General features: G+C 44.3%; 24 protein-coding genes. 11 read left to right on the plus strand and 13 right to left on the minus strand.

Annotated elements, in window-relative coordinates; translation table 11 throughout:
• Nucleotides 1–294 precede the first annotated feature (294 nt).
• From ACO6V5_RS03385 to ACO6V5_RS03395, 3 genes are all read right to left on the minus strand, one after another.
• A complete protein-coding gene (locus ACO6V5_RS03385; RefSeq protein ID WP_422137123.1) occupies nt 295–918 on the minus strand; it encodes an L-threonylcarbamoyladenylate synthase in 624 nt (207 codons plus the stop codon).
• 430 nt (nt 919–1,348) lie between these two features.
• Nucleotides 1,349–1,831 (minus strand): hypothetical protein, encoded by a 483-nt coding sequence (locus tag ACO6V5_RS03390; protein WP_422410300.1) that lies wholly within the window; start codon nt 1,829–1,831, stop codon nt 1,349–1,351.
• Nucleotides 1,832–2,265: 434 nt separating this feature from the next.
• Nucleotides 2,266–2,895, minus strand: coding sequence for a GNAT family N-acetyltransferase (locus ACO6V5_RS03395; protein ID WP_422134328.1), 630 nt, complete (start codon nt 2,893–2,895; stop codon nt 2,266–2,268).
• A 784-nt stretch (nt 2,896–3,679) separates the two neighbouring features.
• On the opposite strand from ACO6V5_RS03395, the gene ACO6V5_RS03400 reads away from it, so the two are divergent.
• On the plus strand, nt 3,680–5,452 hold the full coding sequence (locus tag ACO6V5_RS03400) for an RING finger domain-containing protein (protein ID WP_422410302.1): 1,773 nt from the start codon (nt 3,680–3,682) through the stop codon (nt 5,450–5,452).
• 57 nt (nt 5,453–5,509) lie between these two features.
• On the opposite strand, the gene ACO6V5_RS03405 is transcribed toward ACO6V5_RS03400, so the two are convergent.
• On the minus strand, nt 5,510–6,430 hold the full coding sequence (locus tag ACO6V5_RS03405) for a PHP domain-containing protein (protein ID WP_422134326.1): 921 nt from the start codon (nt 6,428–6,430) through the stop codon (nt 5,510–5,512).
• A 180-nt stretch (nt 6,431–6,610) separates the two neighbouring features.
• Here ACO6V5_RS03405 and ispZ point away from each other — a divergent pair, with 180 nt between their 5' ends.
• From ispZ to ACO6V5_RS03420, 3 genes are all read left to right on the plus strand, one after another.
• Nucleotides 6,611–7,186, plus strand: coding sequence for a septation protein IspZ (ispZ, locus tag ACO6V5_RS03410; RefSeq protein ID WP_422134325.1), 576 nt, complete (start codon nt 6,611–6,613; stop codon nt 7,184–7,186).
• A complete protein-coding gene (locus ACO6V5_RS03415; RefSeq protein ID WP_422134324.1) occupies nt 7,187–7,486 on the plus strand; it encodes a YciI family protein in 300 nt (99 codons plus the stop codon).
• 101 nt (nt 7,487–7,587) lie between these two features.
• Nucleotides 7,588–8,286, plus strand: a complete 699-nt coding sequence (locus tag ACO6V5_RS03420) for a TIGR04211 family SH3 domain-containing protein (protein ID WP_422410305.1) — start codon at nt 7,588–7,590, stop codon at nt 8,284–8,286.
• A gap of 68 nt (nt 8,287–8,354) precedes the next feature.
• Here ACO6V5_RS03420 and ACO6V5_RS03425 read toward each other — a convergent pair whose 3' ends face one another.
• Nucleotides 8,355–8,633, minus strand: coding sequence for a SelT/SelW/SelH family protein (locus ACO6V5_RS03425; protein ID WP_422134322.1), 279 nt, complete (start codon nt 8,631–8,633; stop codon nt 8,355–8,357).
• Nucleotides 8,634–8,840: 207 nt separating this feature from the next.
• Between ACO6V5_RS03425 and ACO6V5_RS03430 the strand changes: the two genes are divergently transcribed.
• Nucleotides 8,841–9,476 carry an O-methyltransferase gene (locus ACO6V5_RS03430; RefSeq protein WP_422134321.1) on the plus strand — a complete coding sequence of 212 codons (636 nt, stop codon included), beginning with the start codon at nt 8,841–8,843 and terminating at the stop codon, nt 9,474–9,476.
• A gap of 174 nt (nt 9,477–9,650) precedes the next feature.
• Nucleotides 9,651–10,271, plus strand: coding sequence for a phosphoadenosine phosphosulfate reductase family protein (locus ACO6V5_RS03435; protein WP_422410308.1), 621 nt, complete (start codon nt 9,651–9,653; stop codon nt 10,269–10,271).
• Between the two features lie 54 nt (nt 10,272–10,325).
• Here the strand turns inward: ACO6V5_RS03435 and ACO6V5_RS03440 are convergent, their stop codons facing one another.
• The 4 genes from ACO6V5_RS03440 to ACO6V5_RS03455 all read right to left on the minus strand — a co-directional run bounded on the left by ACO6V5_RS03440 (nt 10,326) and on the right by ACO6V5_RS03455 (nt 13,082).
• A complete protein-coding gene (locus ACO6V5_RS03440) occupies nt 10,326–11,012 on the minus strand; it encodes a DUF3313 domain-containing protein (protein WP_422134319.1) in 687 nt (228 codons plus the stop codon).
• A gap of 179 nt (nt 11,013–11,191) precedes the next feature.
• Entirely contained in the window at nt 11,192–11,683 is a 492-nt protein-coding gene (locus ACO6V5_RS03445; protein ID WP_422138364.1) for a hypothetical protein, read from the minus strand.
• Nucleotides 11,684–11,740: 57 nt separating this feature from the next.
• Nucleotides 11,741–12,055, minus strand: a complete 315-nt coding sequence (locus ACO6V5_RS03450) for a BolA family protein (RefSeq protein ID WP_422134317.1) — start codon at nt 12,053–12,055, stop codon at nt 11,741–11,743.
• 94 nt (nt 12,056–12,149) lie between these two features.
• Nucleotides 12,150–13,082, minus strand: a complete 933-nt coding sequence (locus ACO6V5_RS03455; protein WP_422410310.1) for a 2Fe-2S iron-sulfur cluster-binding protein — start codon at nt 13,080–13,082, stop codon at nt 12,150–12,152.
• 367 nt (nt 13,083–13,449) lie between these two features.
• Here ACO6V5_RS03455 and ACO6V5_RS03460 point away from each other — a divergent pair, with 367 nt between their 5' ends.
• Nucleotides 13,450–13,650 (plus strand): hypothetical protein, encoded by a 201-nt coding sequence (locus ACO6V5_RS03460; protein WP_422441880.1) that lies wholly within the window; start codon nt 13,450–13,452, stop codon nt 13,648–13,650.
• 264 nt (nt 13,651–13,914) lie between these two features.
• Here the strand turns inward: ACO6V5_RS03460 and ACO6V5_RS03465 are convergent, their stop codons facing one another.
• Both ACO6V5_RS03465 and ACO6V5_RS03470 read right to left on the minus strand, forming a co-directional pair.
• The gene (locus tag ACO6V5_RS03465) at nt 13,915–14,742 is read right to left on the minus strand and encodes a type II CAAX prenyl endopeptidase Rce1 family protein (RefSeq protein ID WP_422414228.1); all 828 of its coding nucleotides are present in this window, start codon (nt 14,740–14,742) and stop codon (nt 13,915–13,917) included.
• A gap of 502 nt (nt 14,743–15,244) precedes the next feature.
• Nucleotides 15,245–15,412: an RING finger domain-containing protein gene (locus ACO6V5_RS03470; RefSeq protein ID WP_422492192.1), complete on the minus strand. Its 168-nt coding sequence runs from the start codon at nt 15,410–15,412 to the stop codon at nt 15,245–15,247.
• A 39-nt stretch (nt 15,413–15,451) separates the two neighbouring features.
• On the opposite strand from ACO6V5_RS03470, the gene ACO6V5_RS03475 reads away from it, so the two are divergent.
• Nucleotides 15,452–16,969, plus strand: coding sequence for an IS1182 family transposase (locus tag ACO6V5_RS03475; protein WP_422132798.1), 1,518 nt, complete (start codon nt 15,452–15,454; stop codon nt 16,967–16,969).
• Between the two features lie 117 nt (nt 16,970–17,086).
• On the opposite strand, the gene ACO6V5_RS03480 is transcribed toward ACO6V5_RS03475, so the two are convergent.
• Both ACO6V5_RS03480 and ACO6V5_RS03485 read right to left on the minus strand, forming a co-directional pair.
• A complete protein-coding gene (locus tag ACO6V5_RS03480; RefSeq protein ID WP_422414026.1) occupies nt 17,087–18,055 on the minus strand; it encodes a hypothetical protein in 969 nt (322 codons plus the stop codon).
• Between the two features lie 150 nt (nt 18,056–18,205).
• Entirely contained in the window at nt 18,206–18,883 is a 678-nt protein-coding gene (locus tag ACO6V5_RS03485) for a hypothetical protein (protein ID WP_422138360.1), read from the minus strand.
• Between the two features lie 222 nt (nt 18,884–19,105).
• Between ACO6V5_RS03485 and ACO6V5_RS03490 the strand changes: the two genes are divergently transcribed.
• From ACO6V5_RS03490 to ACO6V5_RS03500, 3 genes are all read left to right on the plus strand, one after another.
• Nucleotides 19,106–20,329, plus strand: coding sequence for a hypothetical protein (locus tag ACO6V5_RS03490; protein ID WP_422414024.1), 1,224 nt, complete (start codon nt 19,106–19,108; stop codon nt 20,327–20,329).
• Between the two features lie 72 nt (nt 20,330–20,401).
• Nucleotides 20,402–20,611: a hypothetical protein gene (locus ACO6V5_RS03495; protein WP_422492056.1), complete on the plus strand. Its 210-nt coding sequence runs from the start codon at nt 20,402–20,404 to the stop codon at nt 20,609–20,611.
• Nucleotides 20,611–21,918 (plus strand): IS1182 family transposase, encoded by a 1,308-nt coding sequence (locus tag ACO6V5_RS03500; RefSeq protein ID WP_422492193.1) that lies wholly within the window; start codon nt 20,611–20,613, stop codon nt 21,916–21,918. Before ACO6V5_RS03495 ends, ACO6V5_RS03500 begins: the two co-directional genes overlap by 1 nt.
• Nucleotides 21,919–21,958 lie beyond the last annotated feature (40 nt).

Here is a 21,958-nt window from a genome sequence, read left to right on the forward strand (position 1 = left end):
CGAAGATGAAAAATGTTTCACAGTAAAAAAAATCTGTCATGAAGTCGGATTTCTCTAGCAGCCTGTCGGACTTAAGCGTCCGTAGCGAGGATTGCAAGAAATTGAGGATAAAAATCTCTGTTTCTGAGGAGAATAGCGAGCTATTTGACGAAGAAACAGGGATTTTTAGACCAATTTGCTGCCGCCGCACGACTGCATGGATGCAGGAGCTAGAGCAACGCAGGAGCAGTTGCCGCGTAGGACAGTCTTAAGTCCGACAGGCTGCTAGCAACAGATTAGTGCATTGGATCGGATTCAGTTGAGAAACGGTTCCGGATTGCCTTTACCTTTGCGTAGGACTTCAGGCGTTTCTGCCAGCAAACTGATCACGGTGGTTGGTTCCATACCTCGATAACCTCCATCAATGACCAGGTCCAGCTGGTTTTCAAGTGTTTCACGAATGTCGTATGGGTCCAGCATGGGTTCATTGTCACCTGGCAACTGCAGAGTACTGCTCATTAAGGGCGCGTCCAGTTCATTGAGCAGGGCGCTTACAATACTGCACTCTGGTACTCGTAAACCCAGGGTTTTTCTCTTGGGATGCATCAGGCGGCGAGGCACTTCACGGGTGCCTTTGAGAATGAAAGTGTAAGGGCCGGGTGTATGGTGTTTCAGTAGACGGTATTGAACATTGTCGACCTGAGCGTAGGTGGCCAGTTCAGAGAGATCTCTGCACACCAGTGTGAAGTTATGCTTTTCGTCCAATCGACGAATCTGGCGAATGCGCTCAACCGCTTTCTTGTCACCGATCAGGCAGCCCAGGGCATAGGCTGAGTCAGTAGGGTAGGCAATCACCCCTCCAGCCCTCAGAATTTCTGCGGCCTGGCGAATCAGACGAAGCTGTGGCGTCTCGGGGTGGATCTGGAAAAACTGACTCATGGCTGTTGTATACATGGAACCTGCACCTATTGAACCGTCTTTTGGATACTGTGTTCAAAGGGATGTCGACAGGTTGCCATTCTCTTGCAGTAAAATTGGAGTGCGCATCATACCACCGAAGCAAGCCGGTGCAACGTTTGCGTTCAATTCGGGACGATACTAAGGGCTTTGGTTTAGTGATAAGGTTTCACGATCCTCAGTAAGCTGCGCAAGGGTTATGAGGAAGAAAAGTATAGATTTATGGGTATAAAATGATTTTTGTTTTCAGAAGAGTAGTAATAAGTACTTTCAGTATTAATGAGCTTTTTATCAAAATCGGTGTTTTTAAAAGAGTATGCAGAATCTTTTCTGCGGTCAGTGATGCGAAACTGGTGACGCCCTTTGTTTAATAGTTGCAACTCGTAAATAACGCCTTCCTTGCTATCAAATATTAAATTGGTATGTCTTTTTTTATTGCCCGGAAAAGTTTGTTTAACAGGAATGCTTTTTTCAGCAAGATATTTTTCAGCAAAATCAAAAAATTGCCAGTGTCTCTCATCCGTTCAACAATGCCACCAACAATAAATGTCTGTCTATCTTTAACGGGTGCGTACTGGGTTATTTTCGCAAGCATGAAGTCAAAAGAGGGCTTGCACATATCGTTTTGCAAAAAATGAGTCATTATGGCCGTTTGCGTTTTTTGATCCCAGAAGACTTCAGTATGACAATCATTAACACATGTTGTCGTTAAAAATCTTGGTTGCCCGGGCTTTGAAAGTGATGTCAATGCAGTTTGAAACATGGCTACATGCATACAAGTGTGTTCGTATTCATTTGCTGATACTGACAAGCGGGCAATGGGTAAAGAGTCGACAATGACACCGTCAATAATGTTTTCATCAAGCCGGTGGCTTTTCAATAGAGTGGGGGTCATTCTATTGCTTCCTGAATATTTGAAGGGCAGTAAACAGTGAAGAGGGATTATTTTTTTAATTTCTCTATCAGATGTGATTTTAAATTCAGTGAATAAATGGTCTTCATCAGTTGAGGGTTCAATCAGTAGCTAGCTATGGCGGAGTTGATATTAAATATTGCAATCTTCTAAAACATTAATAACTCTTGGGTTGAAACAAGTGGGTGTCTCTACCTCTTTTAGTTTTAACTTCTCAGAAGTCAGCTTTGAGATTTCTTCGTTTTCTGAGGGATATTGCCTGGTTGATAAAGTATTAGTAAAATATTGAGCATCCATGCTAGGTAACCTCTTCCTGAACTAATTATTATGGCAGAAAATATTAGAAATAGTTCATAACACATATGTTACTCTTTCTTACTTTTTCATAAGTACCGACATATGTGGCTTTTGTGGGATTAAAAAGAAGAAACATGAAAATAGCCTTTTTCCTCGGTTTGTATAAGCTTGAATTTTGAGAGTACTGGGCTGAAGTGTGTTTTGATATCGTTATATCTTGGATGAGAATACTCTAATTCAGAATTATTAGTTTCAATCATTCCAATTTTTTTGATATAAAACTGTCTCGCACTGCCCTCAGGGTTAAGTTTAACAGTTGTAATATTTCTTTTAATTGCAACATCAATGGCGCAGCGCATAAGAAATTGACCAGCTCCACGACCTTTATATTCATCCTGAGTAGCCAGCATTTTCACAAACAAAGATTTTTTGTTATCTTGCATAGATATAAAAGCTATAAGATTAGATGTTTGAGAATCTAATAACTCAATAATGACCAAATTGCATGCCCTATCAGAAAGCCTTTTGTTAGAAAGTTTTTCGAATTCTTCTTTCATCTCTTCTATTGGGTCAATGGGAGTAATTTCTTTTAGAGAAGAAAAATACATTGGTAAATATGGGAGGTCTGAGCAATTACATATCACTTTAACCTTGAAGCCCATAAAAGCTGAAGCTTCTTTTAAAGTAGGAGAAATACTAATCTTAGGCTTATTCTGAACGCTCGCTGAATCTATCATTCCATGAATCATAGGAAGACTCCTTTTTAAATACAGAAATTAGACATTCCTAAACCTTGGTAGTTCAATTTTGCCGTAGTGTGTTTCCGAGAGTGCCACATAACCCAGGGATAGAACTCACACGGACATACAGGTTCCGGTAATTCTTGACCAGCGCCATGAAATTGAGTTGCGCGTTGGGGTATTCTGAAACAGATGGCCTGCACGTGTCTTCATTGAGTGCCGAAACAATCTGTATCACGGCCAGGAAAAAAGCAACAAAAATACCCAGCCCATAATAATAGTTGGCCGTTTTTTTAAGGGGCGTTGACGGTGTGCTCATGGTTAACCTATTGCATTATAACCAGGCGCTAGCTTACCGAAAAACACCGAACCGTTCATCCGCACAACCACCTGCCCTCCAGCGGTTGCAAAAGATAGTCTTCGGTCGTGTACCCGCTACTGTCCAGGGGATGGCTGACCTTGTTCAGTATCGATACGGGTTCGACGAGCTCCGGCCACTAATGAAGCGTTGCCCGGCAGGCCAATAAAGATTATTCAGCCCTTAGTCACTCAAATATATGGATTTTCCCCGAAAATGGAGCACTCGGCTACCAGGGCCAAGTTCTGACGGCAGACTGACTTTTCCGATGTTTTACTTTTGCAGTAGCCTGTGGAATGTGTGAATGAGTTAAAAAAATGTTAATTGCAGTTAAGAAAATTTGAACTTTTATTACTATGCAGGTTCTAAGTCACATGGTGAAATGTTGATTCTTTTGACAATCGATAGTAGTTAGTGACTTTGGAGAAATAAAACATGGATGTAACAAGAAACAGTAACAGTATTGCAGGTTCACTCTTACCAGAACCTAAGCGAACTCGAATGAAAGGAGGGTCTTCTTGTGTCAGTGCAGGAAGATCTACCACAATAGTACCCGAAAAAAAACAAGATATTTACATGGATGTCAGTGCCTTTCGCGATAATGCATTTAATGTGGAACGTGTGAAAGTTAATGATAGGGAGTGCTCAATTTGTACTGATCCCATTAAATGGTCGAGGTTATTGCAAACCCCCTGTGATCATCTTTTTCACCTGAGGTGCTTTAATGAGTGGCTGAAAACCAGTCTGGCAGACGGTCGGGTTGAAAACTGCCCTTCGTGCCCGGAAGAATTTAATGGCCTGGGCGAAAAGCTGAACGAATTTGAAAAACTGTTGAATGAGTTTGGTGATTGCAATTCTTTAGCTGTTGCAAATAGGGCGATTTACGATCGGAGTATAAAGGAAACACTTAAAGCAGAAGTAAGTTATGAAACCTTAATTCATTATATCCAGCTTTGCAGGTATAACAGCCAGGAAACAAGTGTATCAGAGGCTGTCAATGTTTTAGGAAAAACAATGCTTCCAGTGACAGTATCCAGTGTTGCTCACAAATCCTGGATCAACTCAGCCAGCCTTGGCCCTGATGGCCGCCATATGATCACCGCCAGTGACGATGGAACGGCGAAAATCCACGGTGTGAAGGCCGACCAATCATGGGCGCAAGAAGCCATCATTGTTCATGATGATGTTGTCAACTCAGCCAGCTTCAGCCCTGATGGCAGCTATGTATTAACTGCCAGCATGGATCATACGGCGAAAATCTATGGCCAGAAGGATGATGAATTATGGGTAGAAGAATTCGTCATTACCCATGGTGATGGTGTCAACTCGGCCAGCTTCAGCCCCAATGGCTGCCATCTAGTCACCGCCAGTATGGATCATACTGCGAGAATCTATGGCCAGAAGGATGACAAATCATGGGTAGAAGAAGCCATCATTGCTCATGACGATGTTGTCAACTCAGCCACCTTCAGTCCCGACAGTTGCCATGTACTGACCGTTGGTGAGGATCATACGGCAAAAATCTATGGGCGAGCGGACGATGGATCATGGGAGCCAAAAATGTTCATTAACCATAATGATTCGATCAGTTCAGCCACCTTTAGTACTGATGGACGCCATGTGGTCAGTGTCGGTAACGATAATACGGTGAAAATCCATGGTCTGCAGGCGGATAAATCATGGAAAACAGAAATCGTCATTGTCCATGATAACTCTGTCAACTCTGCCAGCTTAAGCCCGGATGGCCGCTATCTGGTGACAGCTGGTGATGATCATAAGGCAAGAATCTATGGCCGGGAAGACGATGGAACATGGAAAATAAAAGCGATCATTTCCCACGAAAAAAGTGTTATCTCAGCCGTCTTTAGCCCAGATAGTAGCCGTGTGGCGACCGTTGGTAGAGATGACAAGGTGCAAATCACTGGTAAGAGGACCGATGGATCATGGTGGAAAGAAACGACCATTCATCATAATAATTCGATCAGATCAGCCACCTTCAATGCCGATGGCGATCATTTGCTGACTGCCAGTTTTGATCGCAGAGCTCAAATCATTGGTCGGAAGGCTGACGGATCATGGCAACGAAAAGCCACCGTTTCCCATTCTGAAAAGATCTTATCGGCCAGCTTTAGCAACGATAGTCGCCATGTGGTGACCAGAAGTTCCGGTCACTTAGCAAAAGTTACCGAACTATGGAGGGATGGTTAATTGAGCAAGGGAGCGTGAGAATCAGTGTTTTCTGGCACTCAGGCATTAGTAAATTATCTACCAGTTCTCCCAGACGGGCAGAGCACCCTTGGGAAGTTCTGGCGCTCTGCCCAGTTCTACCCAAGGTTTGGCGGGGGTATGAAAGTCACTGGCTCTTGAGGCTCTGAGTTCAAAGTCCTGGCAAAGGCTTGCCAGTGCTTCCCGCTGTCCGGGAGGTTGTTGGCAGCCACTGACTTCCAGGGCATGGCCGCCAGCCAGTTTGAAGTCTTTGACCAGAGCTCTGAGCTTGGTGCGGGTCATTTTGTATTTTCCGGGGTGAGCTAACACAGCCGTACCATTCAGGGCTCTGATCCAGGCTACGGCCTGACCCATGGGAGGCCAGAAGGCCTTCAAGTTGCCTATTTTCTGGTGCGACAGATGCCTGTCAAAAGCTGCTTGCATCTCTTTGACGTAGCCTTTTTCAATCAGCCATTGGGCGAAATGAGGTCGGCCTGTCTGGATATTTTCTCTGGATAAAACAAAGCCGTCAGGCGATTGTTTCTGCCGGTTCAATGCCAGATCAATGACTTCATTCATCAAAGTGTCAGCGCTGATCTTCAGTTTCAGTTGTTTCATCAGACGGCTGGCGATCATCAGAGATCGTTGCTTTCTGGCGGAGCACTGGTGATGGATGATTCGTTCAAGATCCGGGTTCGACAGGGAAAAGTTAAGGCCGACAATATGGATTTCCATGGCAGACCAGGTGGTTGATAATTCCGTCCCGGTGATCAGCCTGGGGCCAGAGAGTGTTTTATTGGAGAGAAACTGGTGTGCAGCCACCGAATCATGGTCCGTAATAGCCAGTATATCGACACCTTTATCACGTGCTCGTTCATAAACTTCCAGTGGTCCCATGGAACCATCGGATGCGGTGGTGTGACAATGGAGGTCGACATTCAGGGTCATTGCGATACAAATAAGTAGTAACTGTCTGTACACTCTACCACCAATGGAACTGTAAAGGCTTTTAAAAAGTTGGCAGGGTGGAGTCGACCAGACATGGCAATGCAGCCGTTCCATAGTAAACTACAGGATGATTTAACGAGCTCTGAACTTGGTTAGTGAGAAACCCTGAGCGAAATATCGAAGTAAATCACAAGGTAACCCGACTGGTTTAATATGAAGCAACTGATTGATTTTATTCCACTTATTATCTTTTTTACGGTCTACAAGATGGACCCCAGAATGGTGGATGTAGCCGGATATTCCCTTGAGGTCGGAGGTGCTATCAGTGGCACTTTCTTCCTGATCATTGCCTCTGTCATTGTTTATGGTGGCAGCTTTATCAAGAACAAAACCCTTGAAAAGAGCCAGGTGATTACGCTTATGGCCGTGGTTTTATTCGGTGGCATGACCCTGGCCTTTCAGGACGAAAACTTCCTGAAATGGAAAGCGCCGATTGTAAACTGGATCTTTGCTGCCGCCTTTCTGGGCAGTCAGTTTGTTGGCCAGAAAAGCCTGGTTCAGAGAATGATGGAGCATGCCATCAGCCTGCCGGATGAGATCTGGATTCGTATGAATCTGAGCTGGGTTGTATTCTTTGCACTGCTGGGTGCCGCTAACCTTTATGTGGCTTTCACCTTCCACGAGTTCTGGGTTGACTTTAAGGTGTTCGGTAGCCTGATTCTTACTTTTGTCTTTGTTGTCTTGCAGTTTCTGGTCATCTCGAGACATATACAGGCTGAGGAAAAATAAATGCTTTACGCAGTCATCAGTGAAGATGTTGACAATAGTCTGTCTCTGCGCAAGACAGCCAGACCTGCTCACCTGGAAAGGCTTGAGGTATTGAAGTCTCAGGGGCGTCTGATCCTGGCAGGCCCCTGTCCTGCTATCGACAGTAACGATCCGGGCGAAGCCGGATTCAGTGGCAGTATTGTTATTGCTGAATTTGACAGCCTCGAAGCCGCACAATCCTGGGCTGATGATGATCCCTACGTGGCCGCCGGTGTTTATCATTCTGTAAGTGTGAAGCCATTCAAGCGAGTACTGCCCTGATTTTCCTTCCGGAAGTCTGTCATTTTTATAATTAAGTTTTGCAGGATGCTGCCCTGTTCGAATAATTCTGATAACAGGGCAGCCTGGTTAAGAGAGAAAACGTGAAACAAACCTTACCCAAACTGTTTTTATCACTCACCGGTTTAGTAATGCTGGGTTCAATGGTTCAGGCTGAACCAGTACAGGCTGAAACACGTTATGTTACGGATGTCGTTTATGTGCCAATGCGGTCAGGGCCTGGTAATCAATACCGGATTTTGCACCGGGGCCTGAAAACAGGGCTGAAAATGACTGTTCTCGAAGCTGACGCCGGAGAAGGTTTCAGCAAGGTCAGAATGGCCGATGGATCAGAAGGTTATATCCCCCGTCAGTACCTGGTGGCCGAGCAGCCTGCCAGAGAGCGTTTGCCAAAAGTGCTGGCAAACGTTTCGCGGCTGAGCAAAGAAAATACGGCTCTGAAGTCTGAGCTATCTGCCACTGAGAATGAGCTGAAAAGTGTAAAAGGTTCTCTTCAGGAAACTACAGGATTGCTGGATGACAAAACCTCTCAGTTTATTGCCCTGAGAGAAGCCACCGCCGACCCTCAGGCACTGGATCGACGGAACAAACAATTGATGGAAGAAAATTTGCAGCTGAAAAACCGGATTGAGGTGGTTGAGGCTGAAAATAACCAGCTGATTCGCAGCAGCACTATGCGTTGGTACCTCTATGGGGGTGGTACGATAATCATAGGGATTCTGCTGGGGCTGTTCCTGCCAATGATCCGATTCCGCAAAAAGCCGGCGTCAGACTGGATTTAAATGTCGTAAATATTTGAAAAAGGCTCTGGTTGATCGTCAGAGCCTCACTTTGATCGGAGTAACATAAATCAACGGTCGTTGTGGCCGAGATTCCGTTCCGGATCTATCAGGTCACGAACTTTCTGTTTGATCTGCTTGGGCTGAGGAAAGCCGCCGTCCTGTTTTCTCTCCCAGATCTGTTCACCGTTCAGGGTGATGATAAAGATACCACCTGTTCCGGGCTTCAGTCTCACCTCCCCGAGGTCAGTACTGAACGTACTGAGCAGTTCCTGAGCTAGCCAGGCAGAGCGAAGCAGCCACTGACACTGGCTACAATATTCTATTTCTATAATGGGTTTTTCTGTCACAGTCTACTGCCTTGGAGGGGTTGGGTGAGTGATGGATTTTTTTTATTTTTTTGATTGAGCCCCTTGTTCCTGTCTGACTTGTTCAGAGGGTTCGGGAAGCTACTTCAAATCCTACCATGAGTTTATCAACCGGGCATGGTTAAAAGGCATTTTTTACTCAGCAGGCTGCTGATAGAATCAGCCCGTTAATGCAGTGAAGGAAGGGCCATGACGGTCATTGTAAATCCCGATATTGAACAATATTGCCATGACATTACCGGCGGTGAATCGTCACTTCTGAAAGAGCTGGCCCAGGCGACGGAGGACCGGACCCGCTACCCGGGAAACATGTCAGGAAGAATGGTGGGACAAACCTTGAAACTGCTGGTGGCCCTGAGCAATAGCAAAAGAGTGTTGGAAATTGGCATGTTCACCGGCTACGCGGCTTTATCCATGGCAGAAGCACTGCCAGAGGATGGGGAAATTTATTGTTGTGAGACCAACCCGCGAGCCATTGCTATTGCAGAGGAGTTCTTTGATCGATCACTTCATTCTCATAAGTTGAAAGTACTGTTTGGCAAAGCGTTGGAAACCATCCCTAGCATTGAGGGCGAGCTCGACTTTGTTTTCATTGATGCCGACAAGAAAAAGTACTTTGAATACCTGGAGCTTATACTCCCCATGCTCAAGCAGGGGGGGCTTATTGTCATTGACGATGCCCTCTGGAAAGGTGGTGTTTTGAATCCTCAGGATGAGCGGGACGAGGTGATTGCAGAGCTTAACCGTTATCTGTCTTCCAGAGAGGATCTGGATAATGTTCTCTTACCTGTCAGGCATGGTCTTCATGTGGTACGGAAGATCTGATTTTTATCATTCTTTTGCAATTCTCTTAATTCTGACCTGGGGCATTAGTCCAACTCACTATTTGCAAAGAAAGATATGTTCTAGACGATGCATTGCTTCCCGGGAACTTCATCACCTATAGTTCGACTGAATCAAGACGTAAGTGTTAAAGAAGAAACATTTCGGGGGAAGTCAATGGATCTGGAGACCATAAACCGTGAGCTTGCCGAGCGCTCGCCACTAGAGATAATCCGCTGGGCTCTGCAAAAGGCCGTTAAGCCGCTGGTTACCACCAACTTTGGTCCCCATGAGGCTGCCATTCTGCATATGGCTACCCGAATTCAACCTGATTTGCCGGTTATCTGGATTGATTCAGGCTACGGGACGCATGCTACGTACCGCTTCGCCCGGGGTTTAATCCAGAAGCTGGAGTTGAACATTCAGATTTATCATCCAGAGTACAGTCGTGCTTACCGCGATGCCATTATGGGCGGTGTGCCGGAGGTGGATACGCCTGCTCATGACGAATTTACCCGTCAGGTCAAACTGGAGCCTTTTGGACGGGCCATGCAGAGTTTCTCTCCGGACTATTGGTTAACGGCCATCAGGAAAGACCAGACCGCTTTTCGTCAGGGGCTAGAGGTCGTCAGTGAAACCAAAGATGGTTATTACCGGGTGGCCCCTCTGTTGAACTGGTCAGAGCTGGATGTTGAAGAGTATCTGGTCATGAACGACCTTCCTATTGAAGAAGATTATTACGACCCTACCAAAGTGATTGGTAACCGGGAGTGTGGGCTGCACACCTCGGTGTCCTGAGTCGTTAAGGGCTGGCTGCCTGATGTTTCTGACAGGCAGCCATGTTGGTGGGTTTTACTGCTCTTTGTTGGTTAGCTTGTCCAGACCACGGTTGTAGAATTCCAACCAGTCATCCAGAACCGCTTTGACATCTTCCTTGGTGACTTCATCATTATCCGATTGCTTATTGATTCCTTTACGCAGCACTTCACCCTCGAGCTTGCCCGTTTCGCCGTCTCTAAGTTGTACTTCCAAATAGAGGGCTACTATGTAATCCAGTCGGTCGGTGGCTGTTTTGATCAGTGTTCTGGCAACGGCGACGGGGAGAACGAATTGTCTGGGTCTGAGGTCCTGCATTTCTGACACAATGCCGGTAATGGCAGGCTGAATGACCAGGACGCCCGGTCCCGGCTTTTCTGCCAGCATCCCACGCTGCTTCAGACCTTCTCTGAAACCATTGTTCAGGTAGTCAGCGACTTTAGTAGCTACTTCCCGCTGGGCATCATTGGTTGCATTGTAATTCGGGAACAGATTAACGGGTTCAACATAGACCTTTTTATACTTTTTCAGATCACCACTGACCCAGCGCATGGCAGTATCGTCATCAAAAGCAGTCAGTCTTTCATAGTTTTCCAGATAGCCGCTGAAGGGTTGTTCTTCAGTATCAATTTTTTGCTGCGTTGAACAGGCTGTTAGAAACAAGGCGCTGACCAGCATAAAGGGCAGGGCAAAAAGTCGGCGAGTTTTTTTATAAGCTGTCATGGTTTGTGTCGTCGTTTGATTAAGGTATTTGCTTTAACTGAGGTAGAGTGTCTATCAATGTTTGTCTGCTGAAAAGTATGATTTACCGAGATAATCATTGCACTACAGTGTATAACGCAGTGATGAGCTGAACTGATGCCAATAATCGAGACAAGAAAGGAGGGTGGTGCGAGCTGCTGCTAAAAAAGTCCCCCTGATGCGGTTCTGAGGGGTTCCGGTGCATCCATTACTCTGGGCCAACGGTGACTCTTGTGGCAACTTTGTTCGTTCTCTTCTGTTACGACATAAAGCCGGGTAAAAGGGCCATCAGTAGCGATCAGCCCTTGTATAAACTGTTGGTTTTCCAGGAGAAACCAATGACTTTCGCCTGCTTCATCTTTTTCCATAAAGGCATCGACACTTATTTTGACGGGTTTGGGGCTAAACCGATTCCAAATACCCTTTTTAATGGATTCCAGTCTTGCCCAACCTCCTTGTGGTGTGTGACCAGGCTGACCCTCACGGCGTCCCCAGGGAACCAGAATCTGCTGGCCCTGCCGACTCAATACCGGCAAACGGGCTTTGGGATTTGGGAAAAAGGTTTTGATGGTCTGGCCATCCAACTCGAACTGAACACCGCCGCACACGTCCTGGGGCTCTCCATTACCAATTGTGAAATGCCTTTCATCCATGAAGGTGGCAAAACTTACTTTTAGCGGCCTGCTCTGGCTGTGGCCGTTTGAGAGAGTTCAGTGCTTGCTGCCGCCTTTGCAATCCGGACTGACAGGAGCCAGGCCCTTACGCTCGTACCACTCACCGGGGGTATAAGTATGAAGGGCCAGAGCATGAATGCCCCCTTGCATCTCATCAGACAGAATTTTGTAAATCAGCTGATGGCGTTTAACCGGCATCTGCTCCTCAAACGACTGGCTAACCAAAACCACTTTAAAATGAGATTCAGAGCCCGGCGGCACATTGTGCATATGGCTTTCATTGAATATTTCAAAGTGTTCAAGCTCCAGGGCAGTGGTCAGTTTGTCACTGACACGATCTTGCATAGTCATACTTCCATTTCCACCTTTTAAATCATGCTTGGACGATCAGATATATGATTTTAGATTAACAGGAAGACGCGAGGGTTGCGAAGAGAAAAGTGGATCAGGAAAATTCACTGTTCAAGGCCGTGTAGTTAATACCTGGGTGCTGTGAGCAAGATTCCTCAATAGGTTTACAGAATGATGCCTCGCCGGCACAAATAACTCTAATCGATGAAGCTTCTGGTAAAGCCGAGTCCAGCCATTGCCCATAATCCTGTCTTCCGGTTGTCAGGGCATAACTGAATTGATCCATTTGTGAAAGTGCTTCCAATCGTTCTATACCGAAGTGATCGTTGCTGTTGGATGCCTCGTGGATCAGATGAATTCTAAGTTGTGATGAGGACCCGGTATTGTTCAAAGCTTCACGGACATAAGCCAGTATGGGGGCCAGTGCCACTTCCTGAGCGATCAGTATCTGGTCAGGGATATCCAGTAGGCTTCCACATAGATTGATTCCGCGGGGGCTGCTGATGCTGATTTTTTGTCCTGTTTCGGCAAAGTCGTGCGCCCATGTGCTGAAAGGATCTGCCACCTTGCGCTGGACCTGGATGACCATCGTTTGATCCATTGATGGCACTGAGGCCAGATAGCACTCTTTCTTAAGCCGCAGCCCTGTATCAATACAGACATGCTGGCCGGGAAAATAGTTCATCGGATGCCTGGGGGCGAGAGTCAGAGCCACAACGGTAGGGCATAAGAACTGTTTTCCGGTAATGATGGCCTGGGTGTGGCTCCTGCCGGGCAGGGAGACAGTCATATCATTTTCAGGCAGACACTGGCAGGCAAGAAAATACCCCTCATGAACTTTTTCACTGCTCAGCCCAGCCTGGCTCCGCTCGCTGAGATGACCTGTGTCAGCTTTCATCAGGCAGGCATGACAGATACCTGAACGACAGGAGAAAGGTATTTTTTCACCCTTTGCCAGTAAGGAGTCCAGCAGGTTTTGGTTTTTATCGACCGGGTAGGCCCGGTTAGACAGTGTGATAACAGGCATGGTGGTATCTTACCTTAATGCTTTTTATTACGGAAACACCCATGTTTTTCGTGGGTGCTGTTGTATTTAAGCAATAACGAACTTGTTGTGTCCCCGTGTCCCATCAGATTATAACAAGATCTTCGAATATAGATCGCCTGAGGGTAGTGTGGGAAAAATACTGTTATATAGAGGAAAATAAAGTGCATCTGTAACGATGCAGTTTGCTCAACCTAAAAGTATGCAAACCAAAAAATAGGAAAAATAGCTAATAGCCTATTGGTTATTAATGGCTTTATGACAAACTGAAAGGTTTGGGTATACTCAAATGAGTTTATTCTCCCTTGCTTAGAGGGTGTCGCAAAACTCTCTCCGGCGTGGGAACGCGTTGACTCCCGTCATTGCCAGCTTCATTCTCGTCATTCCCGGCTTCATTCTCGTCATTCCCGCGAAGGCGGGAATCCACACTGACTCTCCACCAGAACCATACTGCCCGGTGTCCCCCTGGCCTTGTCATCCCCGAGAAGGCAGAGATCCACCGTTGGCGATGGATTCCCGCCTTCGCGGGAATGACGACTTCAGAGCGTGAGAACGAGCTGTTGAAGTTTTGCGACACCCTCCTTAGGAGCCTGACCGAGAATAGCGCCCGTAGCGAGGACGGCAGAAAATTGAGGATGAAAATTCGGTTTTGTGAGGAGAATAGCGAGCTATTTGACGAACAAAAGCGGATTTTCAGACCAATTTGCTGTCGCCGCAGTAGGGCAGACTATTCTCGGTCAGGCTCCTTAGGGGGGAGACGCGTCTGAGTGTCATAACTAATGTCACTCGTTTGACTGCTAATAACTGTTAGTCGCTAAAAGTGCTCTCGTCCACTATAGATGTAGACTAAATAACACATAGAGTTTAAAGTAACATGAGCTATAGTCGCACTTAGTAAACCATAATGTTTAGTAAATTGTCCTCTTACGAATGAGTTGATCATTGATATCAGGACTTGTGCCATTAATGGGTTCTTGTTGGGAAGGTGTAAAAGTCCAAATACTGTGGATTTGATGATGTTACTCATAATAAATATTTTTTTATCATGATGGTTGTCACTTAAAGTAAATATTTTTTCATCAAACTTGGTGCTACTGTTAGTTGCCAATTCTATAGAGTAATTGATTAAAGGGAGTAACAAACCATTAAATATAGCCTCTTCAATGATAGCTCCTGTAACAGCCTCTACAAATGTTAATTCTCCATCGTATGGGTCATGTACTAATGACAGAGGGCGTAAAATGCAAAAATACAAAATTCGATACTGTGTAAAATGTATTGCACCTAATAATAATCCATAATAAATTTGCTTATCAATATTATACCTCTTTATAAAACCGACTATTTTGTAAGGCTCTTTATCTTCAGTATTCACTGAATCTGAATCTGTGAGGCTCATATTTGTTACTGCGTGTAAAGTGCTCAATTCATCCTCTGTTTTTAGGAGAGGTGCATCCGACTTTGTAAGAACGACCGTTATATTAGACTCTTTATCTTCAATAGTTACTGAATCTGTGAGGGTCATATTAATTAATGCGTGCAAAGTGCTCAATTCATCCTCATTTTTTGGGAGAGGGGCTGACTTTGCATATTGAGTTACTAGTGAGCAACATATTGCGATTATTAAAGTATATTTTTTCATTGTACTTATCTCCCTAAAAAACAAGCATAGATGCTAACAAATGATTCCAGTTTCTTCCGAGACTTCGTCCATCCACATGTCTCTCCTTCGGGAAGTGGCTGAAGCAGGCTTTATAAACTTCGATCAACATGCTCATCTGACTTAAAATTATCTGTATTTAAAGTAAACTTTTTCCATATCATTGCACTCAGGGTTTTCTATAGCGCTGCTTGAGCTATCCCTAATATTTTTATTTTGTTCTCTTTAAGAGAATCGATTTGATCGTTAATGATTAGTTAGACTGTTCTGTTGCCAAAGAGTTCAATGAATAGTAACAACTGTGTTAGGAATACTAACTGTTCGCGACCAGTAAAAATAAAAATACCAGCAGGGTGATTGAAGTGCATACCGCTTCTCTGTTGGGATAACTGTTTATTTATTATTATCTGATTCAGAGGATATAAACTGCATGAGTGTAATATTCAATATCAATTACTGGAGTTCTGAAAGCTGTTACCTGGCACTACCTATTGCAATATGGGCACCTTCCAGAGCCATGTTGTGCCCATTGACGCAGGCATAAGGTACAAAAATAATGCCTGTGACAGCCAGCCATCGAAAATTTTCCTGCGATCATGTTTTTATGGCAAATAGCACACTCTCCTAGGAGCCTGACCGAGAATAGGCTTATCTGTTATGATAAGCCTTAAACCAACTCTGATTATGCCAAATGTCACCACCACCAAAGTTTAAGGACAGTCCTGTTGAGTTTGATCAGCATCTGCTGTTCCCAACCAACGTTTTCGATTTGCTTCCCAAAGATCATGATTGTTTTATTTATGAAAGCATTTTTCAGAACATTAATACGTCTGAAGTCGAAAAAAAATATCACCACCTTGGTCAGCACGCATACCCTCCAAAGCTCATTGTCGCTATTCTGATCTACGCATACAGCCATGGTGTTTTCAGTTCCCGTGAGATTGAGCGACGGTGTCGACAAGACTTGGCGTTCATGTATATCTCACAAATGAACTGCCCGAATTTCAGGGTTCTTGGTGACTTTCGTAAGGATAATCTGTCGTTTTTCCATGACTGCTTCAAACAGTCAGTCAAACTGGCCATTGAACTCAAAATGGCATCACTGGGTCATATCAGCCTGGACGGCTCCAAGTTCAAAGCCAACAGCTCAAAACACAAGGCCATGAGCTACGGGAGGCTCAAAGCGAAAGAGGCAGAACTCAGTGCCGAAGTGGATGAGCTGATCAAAAAAGCCAGTCAGTGTGATCAGGAAGAAGATGACGCCTACAAAGCAACCAATGGTTACAGCATTCCTGAAGACCTCCAGTTTAAAGAAGAGCGCCTGAAAAAAATCAAAGAGGCCAAGAAAGCACTTGAAGAACGTGAAAAAGCTTTAAATCCAGACAAACCAATAGACGACAAAAAGCAGATCAGTTTTGCAGATCACGATGCCCGCGTGATGAGCAAGAAGGGGTATTGTGAGTACAGCTACAATGCTCAAATTACAGTTGATTCCGATAACCAGATCATTGTTGGCCAGCATGTCAGCCAACACGCCAACGATGTACAGGAAGTGGAGCCGGCGCTGAGGGCATTATCAGGAGCCACTGATGGCGCGGCTGTAGATAAGTGGAGTATGGATAATGGTTACTTCTCAGGGTCAAACTTACATACAGTCGAGCGACATGAGATTGATGCCTATATCGCAACCGACAAGGCGGAGAAGCCTGCCGCTGACGACCTTGAAAGCTCTGACAGGAAGTTTGTCAAAGCGGATTTTGCGTATGATTCCGAAGCTGATGTATTTATCTGTCCGGCAGGGGAAAAGCTGGTAACGAACCCGGCCAGCAAAAGCAAAAGAAAAAGCTACCGGGCAAACAAGACGGTATGCAGGGAATGCCCTTATCGTCGGAATTGCAGTGATTCAAAGAAAGAGGCTGGCAGGGTTATCCGTACCGATAAGTTTGAAAAAGCACGTCAGGCTATGAATAAGAAAATGGAGACAGCCGGTGCGAAAGCCATATATGAGCGTCGTAAAGTTATTGCGGAGCCACCATTTGGACAGATAAAAGAATCTGGTTTCCGAGGGTTCAGTCTCCGCGGCAAAGAAAAAGTTTCAGCGGAATTTTCACTGGTATGCACTGCGCATAATATCAAAAAATTTGTAAAAGCGGCTTCCACGAGGTCAATCCGTCTTGAAGATTTGAAAGAGGCTAAAAAGGCAGCATAGAGGCTGTGAGAAGGCATAAATATGCAAAAATGAGCAAAATCCCACTAATAATTGGATATTTTTTGCTCATTTTAAGATTTGGGAAAACTTCTGTTGGTCTGGTTGCGCTATTCTCGGTCAGGCTCCTAGGAAAAAATCTTCAAACAACCCGTCAATTGTCGCGATAAGAACAATATGTTCAAGCTGTTTAAAAGCTAATTTTATGGTATACGCAAGCCACCCTTCAGGCTGAAAAGATAACTTTTCTTTAAATTCGAAAACTAAAGTTTCATTAGAGAAGTTCAGTTGGTTGCTTTTTATTTGCAAAGTATCAGTTTGAGTATTACATATAGAATAAGAAACGATATCGGACTCTATCCGTTGTATTTTTGCTACAACAAACTCTTGACTAACTGAAAAGTCAATCCCTTTGGCTCTGCTAAAATTGCTGCCTGAAGCCAGAAAATCATAGTTACCATCTAAAAAAATGACTAACTCATCGACCACTTCTTCTGACAGTACACTTAGTGGTGTTGAGGAAGAAGAATTACAATCAATATATTTGCTGCAACAAAGTTCAAGCCAATAATAGCTGTCAGAATTTAATTTAGGGAAAGAAATATCAAAGAATATTTTATCGTTTTTGCCAATCTGTGTTAATTCTCCTAAAAGATGCATTTCGTCGTCTATTTTGGAAGAGGTGAATATAATGCTGTTAACACCACGGCTGCGTAATGGTTTTGATATATTCTGAAGAGCACTGTTTTTTGATAAGCTCGAAAGCTCTATTTTAAAAGCAGGGGAACCATTAATTTTACGTGTTTTTATTTTAGGAATATCACTATCACCTGAGGCTGTTCTATCTTCTAAAATATCATAAATAAAATTCGCAGGTATAATTGCAAGCGAAAATCTTAAAAGCCAACGAGTTATTCTATCATCAGCTCTTCGATGTAAATAAAATTTATAGTAGTTTCTGTATCCCATTGCTAATACTGATGACAAACGAAAGATACCTCTTGGACTTATGTAATAATCCACTGGTATATAGATGTAGTAATACAATGACTCTTGAAAAGTGTGATACCAAAAATTTTGATCTTCCATAGTTACTTCATTCTCATCATGTCCTTCATAATTCGAGAAGCAAGCTGATGAGAGACATAAGATTGTGATGGATAGTAAAATTAGCCTCGTCCAAGATTCAAATTTATTCTTCAATTAAGGACCTTCATTTAATCGGACAGAATTAGAATGCTACGAATGTACCGAAGTAGATTCAAGAATGGTGTATTCGTATGTGCCAAGATTTCTTATTTCTAAAGTCCCCTGACCAGATAAAGTCAGATAGGGGATCAGAAAGGTTGCTTGATATCTATTGGTTATTTTCTTGCCTCTGCGAAAGCCGGATTCCTTGAAATTTTGATACGAGGATGAGGGCAGTGACCACAAATGAGACTCTGTTGAGCCCTGAGCCAACATACCGACTCCTGTAGCATGTTTGGAGATAAGTGACATTAACCTATTTCCTGCTTCGGCTTGATCGAAGCTACTCGCAACCTGGCCTGGTGCGGACAAAAAATCAAAACTAAGGAGAGCTGTTCCATCATTCAAAATGACAATAAAACCAATGTTTTCAATCTGGTCAACAAGGCCATCGGGATCAGCTGAAAACTGAATAACGTAAACTTTACTTATAATTCTCTCTTTGAGATTTTTATCAACTCTCAGGGTGGTTTCAGACATGGAAGTAGCCAGTTGTAAATATTGATCAACATTCTCAGGCCTGGTGTGGCCAAGAATTTGTCGAGTTTTTGTACTACCTGTACTATCTGTATAGGTGAAAGTGTTTGGCCCAATGACTTCTACGGTCGCCCAAGTCAAGGAACAGAAAGAAAATATAAAAAATAGTAAAAGATACAGTGTATTAAACATGATCTTACTCCTATAAAAATATTTTTAGTATTTTGTGGCTGCAAAGTACAACAGGTAAAGCATTCCAACATAGTCATAATCCCGCAAACTAACAAATGTTTCCAAAGGAATGCGCTGATGCGCAGCACTTGAACCAGAGGTTATGTGCTATTATAAGTGGCCAATTGGTCATCATGGATCAGCCAGAATGTTTCTGTCTGGTAGTAAATCAGGTAACAAAAGATGCTTTTCTCTAGTCTTTTTGCAAGAACATTCTTTACACTTACGCTTGGGTTTACAGTAATCAATGCTTGTGCAGATGATGATTTTGTTGATAGCACCACCGAATATAGCATTGTTATTAATGAAATATATGACGAAATTGTCGTCGCACATCGGCAAGGGGATAATTGCCACCTTATTATTTCACATACTCTTGGTCCCTCACTTAATCAACAGCCACCACAACCAAGTGCTGCAATTATCTTTCCTGAGTCTTTTTACAGTCAAAGTCCACATTTTGTTGCAGAGCTCTGGCCGCCTTCTTACTCCTCAACTCCGGATCGCTTGTTCTCTCCTTCTTTAGAGGAAGGGGTAATGGCTCTTGATGCTCTTCAGATGCTTACGCACGAGAATTTAATTCAGATGACCGCTGGGGCTGGCCAACAATCTGGTTTCGCAATCGCTCTCCCGATAGGGCCTATTGAAATTGAAATTGAAAACCGGAATCAGTTATATGTGATTGATCCAATACTTCATGATCCAATAGTCACTACTTGCGGAAGCACTGCTTCATCCAGCACTGAAAATAAACCAGCACCAGAAGAACAACCAGCTTCCGACAGAAGCGCCAACAAGGAGACCTCGCGATCAAAGCGGAAAAGAAAAGCGCCTTCTGCCAACACATTGCCTGAGACCACCCCTCGACCGCCACCTGCAGAAGAAGGACCCTCCAATGCAGCCGCTGCCTCTGAAAGCTCCGCTACGAATGAGCAGGATCACTACCAATTTCGTATCACAGGGCATATTAATCTGGGCATCGAAGTCCCACGTACATCAAGAGCAAAGAGCAACAGGAAGAGAAAAGATACGGTTGATGTTCCAGTAACAATGCTTGTCAGCACCAACACAACAGAAGGCACAGTCGAGATAGACTCTCTTTCATCCAGAAACTCAAAATATGCAATTAATATATCTCGCAAACCGTCGCAAGCCAGCTCGTCAGCCAAGGCATTACCAGATAAAAGCCTCCGGGAAGTTTGGGAGATAATACAAAGGCGGGCAATACAAAGAATCATAGGTGAGCTTGAGGGCCCACAAATTTACGGTGTAAGGCAGATAATAAATTCCTCACCACCATCAGACGCCAAAACAGTACCGTGGATTCCAAAAATAAATTTACAGGTAATCGATCAAGCTGATTCCAAGGTCCCATCAGTAGATATGTACATAGAATCCAGCCCCTGACTTCACTAGGAGCCTGACCGAGAATAGGCTTATCTGTTATGATAAGCCTTAAACCAACTCTGATTATGCCAAATGTCACCACCACCAAAGTTTAAGGACAGTCCTGTTGAGTTTGATCAGCATCTGCTGTTCCCAACCAACGTTTTCGATTTGCTTCCCAAAGATCATGATTGTTTTATTTATGAAAGCATTTTTCAGAACATTAATACGTCTGAAGTCGAAAAAAATATCACCACCTTGGTCAGCACGCATACCCTCCAAAGCTCATTGTCGCTATTCTGATCTACGCATACAGCCATGGTGTTTTCAGTTCCCGTGAGATTGAGCGACGGTGTCGACAAGACTTGGCGTTCATGTATATCTCACAAATGAACTGCCCGAATTTCAGGGTTCTTGGTGACTTTCGTAAGGATAATCTGTCGTTTTTCCATGACTGCTTCAAACAGTCAGTCAAACTGGCCATTGAACTCAAAATGGCATCACTGGGTCATATCAGCCTGGACGGCTCCAAGTTCAAAGCCAACAGCTCAAAACACAAGGCCATGAGCTACGGGAGGCTCAAAGCGAAAGAGGCAGAACTCAGTGCCGAAGTGGATGAGCTGATCAAAAAAGCCAGTCAGTGTGATCAGGAAGAAGATGACGCCTACAAAGCAACCAATGGTTACAGCATTCCTGAAGACCTCCAGTTTAAAGAAGAGCGCCTGAAAAAAATCAAAGAGGCCAAGAAAGCACTTGAAGAACGTGAAAAAGCTTTAAATCCAGACAAACCAATAGACGACAAAAAGCAGATCAGTTTTGCAGATCACGATGCCCGCATGATGAGCAAGAAGGGGTATTGTGAGTACAGCTACAATGCTCAAATTACAGTTGATTCCGATAACCAGATCATTGTTGGCCAGCATGTCAGCCAACACGCCAACGATGTACAGGAAGTGGAGCCGGCGCTGAGGGCATTATCAGGAGCCACTGATGGCGCGGCTGTAGATAAGTGGAGTATGGATAATGGTTACTTTTCAGGGTCAAACTTACATACAGTCGAGCGACATGAGATTGATGCCTATATCGCAACCGACAAGGCGGAGAAGCCTGCCGCTGACGACCTTGAAAGCTCTGACAGGAAGTTTGTCAAAGCGGATTTTGCGTATGATTCCGAAGCTGATGTATTTATCTGTCCGGCAGGGGAAAAGCTGGTAACGAACCCGGCCAGCAAAAGCAAAAGAAAAAGCTACCGGGCAAACAAGACGGTATGCAGGGAATGCCCTTATCGTCGGAATTGCAGTGATTCAAAGAAAGAGGCTGGCAGGGTTATCCGTACCGATAAGTTTGAAAAAGCACGTCAGGCTATGAATAAGAAAATGGAGACAGCCGGTGCGAAAGCCATATATGAGCGTCGTAAAGTTATTGCGGAGCCACCATTTGGACAGATAAAAGAATCTGGTTTCCGAGGGTTCAGTCTCCGCGGCAAAGAAAAAGTTTCAGCGGAATTTTCACTGGTATGCACTGCGCATAATATCAAAAAATTTGTAAAAGCGGCTTCCACGAGGTCAATCCGTCTTGAAGATTTGAAAGAGGCTAAAAAGGCAGCATAGAGGCTGTGAGAAGGCATAAATATGCAAAAATGAGCAAAAT

It is taken from the genome of Endozoicomonas sp. ALD068 (assembly GCF_049310145.1).
In the GTDB taxonomy this organism is placed as follows: Bacteria; Pseudomonadota; Gammaproteobacteria; order Pseudomonadales; family Endozoicomonadaceae; genus Endozoicomonas_A.

Coding starts and splice junctions, on each gene's coding strand:
- ACO6V5_RS03385 (WP_422137123.1), bottom strand. CDS start 918: ATGAGTCAGTTTTTCCAGATCCACCCCGAGACGCCACAGCTTCGTCTG.
- ACO6V5_RS03390 (WP_422410300.1), bottom strand. CDS start 1,831: ATGACCCCCACTCTATTGAAAAGCCACCGGCTTGATGAAAACATTATT.
- ACO6V5_RS03395 (WP_422134328.1), bottom strand. CDS start 2,895: ATGATTCATGGAATGATAGATTCAGCGAGCGTTCAGAATAAGCCTAAG.
- ACO6V5_RS03400 (WP_422410302.1), top strand. CDS start 3,680: ATGGATGTAACAAGAAACAGTAACAGTATTGCAGGTTCACTCTTACCA.
- ispZ (WP_422134325.1), top strand. CDS start 6,611: ATGAAGCAACTGATTGATTTTATTCCACTTATTATCTTTTTTACGGTC.
- ACO6V5_RS03415 (WP_422134324.1), top strand. CDS start 7,187: ATGCTTTACGCAGTCATCAGTGAAGATGTTGACAATAGTCTGTCTCTG.
- ACO6V5_RS03430 (WP_422134321.1), top strand. CDS start 8,841: ATGACGGTCATTGTAAATCCCGATATTGAACAATATTGCCATGACATT.
- ACO6V5_RS03435 (WP_422410308.1), top strand. CDS start 9,651: ATGGATCTGGAGACCATAAACCGTGAGCTTGCCGAGCGCTCGCCACTA.
- ACO6V5_RS03440 (WP_422134319.1), bottom strand. CDS start 11,012: ATGACAGCTTATAAAAAAACTCGCCGACTTTTTGCCCTGCCCTTTATG.
- ACO6V5_RS03445 (WP_422138364.1), bottom strand. CDS start 11,683: ATGGATGAAAGGCATTTCACAATTGGTAATGGAGAGCCCCAGGACGTG.
- ACO6V5_RS03450 (WP_422134317.1), bottom strand. CDS start 12,055: ATGACTATGCAAGATCGTGTCAGTGACAAACTGACCACTGCCCTGGAG.
- ACO6V5_RS03455 (WP_422410310.1), bottom strand. CDS start 13,082: ATGCCTGTTATCACACTGTCTAACCGGGCCTACCCGGTCGATAAAAAC.
- ACO6V5_RS03465 (WP_422414228.1), bottom strand. CDS start 14,742: ATGAAAAAATATACTTTAATAATCGCAATATGTTGCTCACTAGTAACT.
- ACO6V5_RS03475 (WP_422132798.1), top strand. CDS start 15,452: ATGTCACCACCACCAAAGTTTAAGGACAGTCCTGTTGAGTTTGATCAG.
- ACO6V5_RS03480 (WP_422414026.1), bottom strand. CDS start 18,055: ATGGAAGATCAAAATTTTTGGTATCACACTTTTCAAGAGTCATTGTAT.
- ACO6V5_RS03485 (WP_422138360.1), bottom strand. CDS start 18,883: ATGTTTAATACACTGTATCTTTTACTATTTTTTATATTTTCTTTCTGT.
- ACO6V5_RS03490 (WP_422414024.1), top strand. CDS start 19,106: ATGCTTTTCTCTAGTCTTTTTGCAAGAACATTCTTTACACTTACGCTT.
- ACO6V5_RS03495 (WP_422492056.1), top strand. CDS start 20,402: ATGTCACCACCACCAAAGTTTAAGGACAGTCCTGTTGAGTTTGATCAG.